The organism is Acidithiobacillus sp. TH-A36 (assembly GCF_057473445.1).
Window position 1 is genome coordinate 1 of the sequence record NZ_JBYCKP010000690.1, and the last position, 3,741, is coordinate 3,741.

At 55.9% G+C, this 3,741-nt stretch carries 4 protein-coding genes; all 4 read right to left on the minus strand.

Annotated features, from left to right (window positions below):
- Positions 1-348, minus strand: a 348-nt coding sequence (locus AC2VLY_RS17155; protein WP_486922712.1) for a hypothetical protein, incomplete at its 3' end; no start/stop codon positions are given.
- Between the two features lie 8 nt (positions 349-356).
- A complete protein-coding gene (locus AC2VLY_RS17160) occupies positions 357-1,628 on the minus strand; it encodes a plasmid recombination protein (RefSeq protein ID WP_486922713.1) in 1,272 nt (423 codons plus the stop codon).
- A 455-nt stretch (positions 1,629-2,083) separates the two neighbouring features.
- On the minus strand, positions 2,084-2,263 hold the full coding sequence (locus AC2VLY_RS17165; protein WP_486894450.1) for a hypothetical protein: 180 nt from the start codon (positions 2,261-2,263) through the stop codon (positions 2,084-2,086).
- An 81-nt stretch (positions 2,264-2,344) separates the two neighbouring features.
- On the minus strand, positions 2,345-2,545 hold the full coding sequence (locus tag AC2VLY_RS17170; protein ID WP_486894451.1) for a CppA family protein: 201 nt from the start codon (positions 2,543-2,545) through the stop codon (positions 2,345-2,347).
- Positions 2,546-3,741 lie beyond the last annotated feature (1,196 nt).

Here is a 3,741-nt window from a genome sequence, read left to right on the forward strand (position 1 = left end):
TGGCTTGAATCCGTGGTTAATGCTCACGGCTTGCCGTTCACCGTCAATGAACCAGCGGGGCGGCTCGGTGTTACTGTAACCATTCTGGAGTTTGACACCGCGCGGGGTCTCAAAAGTGGCCGTTTGCAGGTCCACGCTGGCGGGTTCTTTGCTGATGGCTTTCCCGTCGCGGTCGGTGCGCTGGATGGTTGCCACTGGCTGGCCCTTGTCTAAAAACAAGCGGCAAGAGATCCACTCGCCGCTACTGTCGGCCTTTAGCGCGTGGGCCTCGATGCCTGCTCGCTGCTTGTCATTTGTCGGCTGGCCCTTTTCTTCAAGTGTCCGTAATACTTCAAGTAATGCGTTCATAATGGCTATCACCTCTCTAGTCCTTTGTCTTTGCCCTTGTTGCGTTCGCGTTGCTTCTTCCGTTCCTCCTCTCGTTGCCTCTCGTTGTCCTGTCGGATTTGTTCGGCCTGCTGCTGCAACTGGCGGCGTTGCTGATCTGTCAGGCCCCTTTCATAGCGGCGGGATAGGTCATCCCGCTGCTGCTGTGCTTGTTCTTTGTCTCTGCGTTCCCGGTCTGCTTTGTTTGCTGAGAAACCCATCGCCTGCTGCTGGTCTGATAACAAACGGTTGGCGGCTCGGATGGTTGGCGACTGGTTGGCCCTGTCTGCTGCTCTGGTCTCCGTTTCTTCCCTGAACCAGCCCACTTTTTTTGGTTTCCAGTCCTTCACGTCTGCGGAGGTTACGGTAACGACCGGGGCAGGCTGGCCAGCTTCTGGAATCAACGATTCCAAGCGGTCGGCCTCTGCTTGTGCGGCGGCCGCTCGGCGTTCGTAGGCGTCCAGCCGTTTCTGTATTTTTTCCTCTCGTCCGGAGGTCTCGGCTTCTAAGTCGGCGCGTGCTTTCTCGGCTAGGGCGCGGTTCTTCTCCAGCTTTTCGCGGGCTGCTTCAAGCTCTTTGGGCAAATCGCGGTGAAGTTCTGCAACGCTCCGGTGAATGGTCTTGCTTGGGTCTTCCCCCTCAAGTATTCGCTGTTCTTTGCTCTTGCCCCGCGTGATCTCAGCAAGCCCATGCTCGGCCAGCACCTGGCCGGCCACGGTTTGCAGGTCGGCGGTGTCGGTTTTGCTGAGGCGCAGCGGCTGCTCTTTCCCGGCATCGTCCAGCTTGTATCCTCTCAAGACAAAATGAGCATGTGGGCTGGCCTCGTCCCTGTGGACGACTAGCCCTATTAAGTCGCGGTCTGCCCGCTCTGCGATGCGCTGGGCAATGTCTTGATAAAGCTGGTCCTGCTCTGCCTTGGGCATAGCCTCAATCAATGGCTGCGCGTCGGTGCCCCATGTGATGATTCCACTGTAGGCAATGCGGGCATCATCCCTTAGTTTTTGCTGACCAGCTGCGGCCCTGTTCTTTGCGATTTCTGAGCGCAAGGCGGCGGGTTCTGGGGGGGCAAGCAAAACCGAATTATCGGCTTGTTTGTCCTTGTCTACATACCCCGGAATATGGGCGGGGTCCCGCATGTCATGGCGGCGCTGGCCGCCAGTGCGGCGGGCAGACATGGGGGCAATTCGGACTGACACGGTGCTGCTCATTTCTCCTCGCTTTTGGGTTTCCAAAGGGCGCAGCCCTTGGCCTACTGTCAACATGCGAAGCGCGTTGCCTAGTAGGTTATGAACCCCGCCACCCCGCCGCGCTTCTCAGGTATAGCACCACGACCCCGACCATGCACCCGCGCCGTTACGGTAACAACCGCAATAAGTGACCTGTCACGGAATTGCTGGGCGTTACCGTAACGGCGCGCCCGCCAGCCCTGCGCCAATATTGTGACCCGTCACGAAATGCGCCACGGGCACCCGTTACGGTAACGATAACCGCATGGTTATGGTTACTGCGTAACGGCTGGCGGTGTAACGACCGCCACGGCATCCCATCGCGTATGCGCCAAAGCTGGCCAGCCCTCCGCGTCCATTGGCGACCAGCAGCAGAGGGACCGCCCCAGTCGGTGGATTAACAGGGGCCGGACACCCGGCCCGCGCTGGGCGAGGGGTCCCCTCTGGGGACGGGGGGCGCGGCGCGTAGCGCCCTGTGTATGCTTGCCGTATCATCGCCCCGCTTTGTTCCTGTTCTTCTTAAATTCTTGAAAGTCTTCGCTTTCTGCAACCTCTCCCATAATCTTTTTTGTCTCATCATCCAAATCATCAACTTTTAGGGTTGAAAAATCTGGATGTCCGGGGAATCCGTTTATTGTCTCGTCATTCATCTGCTTGCTGCTCTCTTGCATCTTTATTGCTCCTGTGTGGGGTGTTGGGGGCACGCTGTGGATTGCGTGCGCTGTGGGGGCTGTTTGGGGCCTTGCTGGGCGTCATAAGCGGATAACGTGCTTGACGGGCAGACATGCGGGGCACTCAAGGCCCAGGTACTTGATGAGATTAAGCGGGTACGGTCGGCGGCGACCAGGCAGATCCACAATAGCCGCCCGCGCGATATGCTCCCCTACATGGTCGCAAAGCCAAGCCCATTCTAGGGCTGCTCTCTCATTATTAATTTCCGGCTGTAAGTCCATTTTTCACCCCCATTACAGGCCCTAAGCTGAGGCTTAGGGCAACGGGACAGGTGAGCCTGTCCCTCTCTCTCTCTCTCTCTGTTTCTCTTCTTTTCTGTTCTGAATCTAAGCAGTACAGGTATCAATATCGCAGTGACTCCCCTTTTGTTTTGTGCTGTTAAGCAGGCCGGAGGGAGGGAAGCGAGGGAGCTTTGGCGAAAGTCTCCCTAATGGCCGCTTTTGCGGTCTCTAGGGCTTTCGCCTCAATCGTCGGCAGGCCGTCGGTCGGTCGCTCGGTCGGGTGGTTCTCCACCATAGGCGGCGGGTGCTTAGGTACAGCACCACACACGAGATTGCACGCGATACCCGCGCCTGCTGCCTGTCTCTCGCATCTGGGGCATCTATCAACGGGTACCCCTGCACGCAGCGGCCTACCGCGACTCAACACCCCAGACTGTCTCTAGGCTCCGGTTTTGAGCAGTTCCCATTCTAACCGGACACAATCACGTTAAACGCGGAACCGAGTCGCTTGCTACAAGCGCAGTGAGTCAGGGCGCACCTAGTAGCTATGGGACGCATACACGTTTAACGGGTGTCATTGATGGGCTTTTTTCAGGGCGGGGAGTTGAGAAGTTAGAGGATACCGCTTAAACTTACTCAACTGTGGCCTGCCCTGGTAAGCGTTGCCACAATGAACACCCCCGCGAACTTTTCCGAGTTCGTGGGGTTTTTAATTTGTACTTGTTTATTAAACCGGTGTCAAATTATCGCGGGTTTTCTTAATCTATTGCTTAAACTCTGTCTAATTCTGGCACTGTAAATACTGTTAGTATATTGCTTAAACTAAGTCTAAATCGTAGTGCTTAACGGGTACTTTTGCAGTATCCAGCGGGTATCCATCGGGTACTATAACCAGACGGTGATTTTATAACCGTCTGGTTATAATTCGGCAAAATACCGACGCAATCAGCAAAATAGAGCTGTTTGTTACCTTGGTAGCTGATAGTTCTATTTAGTGCCTGACGGATACCTTGCGGGTATCCATTAGGCACTATCGGCGCTCTATGCCCTGCTTCTTGAACAAGGTATCACGGCCCAAGATTCGGGCGGATCGGGCGTCTGGCTTGAATCCGTGGTTAATGCTCACGGCTTGCCGTTCACCGTCAATGAACCAGCGGGGCGGCTCGGTGTTACTGTAACCATTCTGGAGTTTGACA

Coding starts and splice junctions, on each gene's coding strand:
- AC2VLY_RS17165 (WP_486894450.1), bottom strand. CDS start 2,263: ATGCAAGAGAGCAGCAAGCAGATGAATGACGAGACAATAAACGGATTC.
- AC2VLY_RS17170 (WP_486894451.1), bottom strand. CDS start 2,545: ATGGACTTACAGCCGGAAATTAATAATGAGAGAGCAGCCCTAGAATGG.
- AC2VLY_RS17160 (WP_486922713.1), bottom strand. CDS start 1,628: ATGTTGACAGTAGGCCAAGGGCTGCGCCCTTTGGAAACCCAAAAGCGA.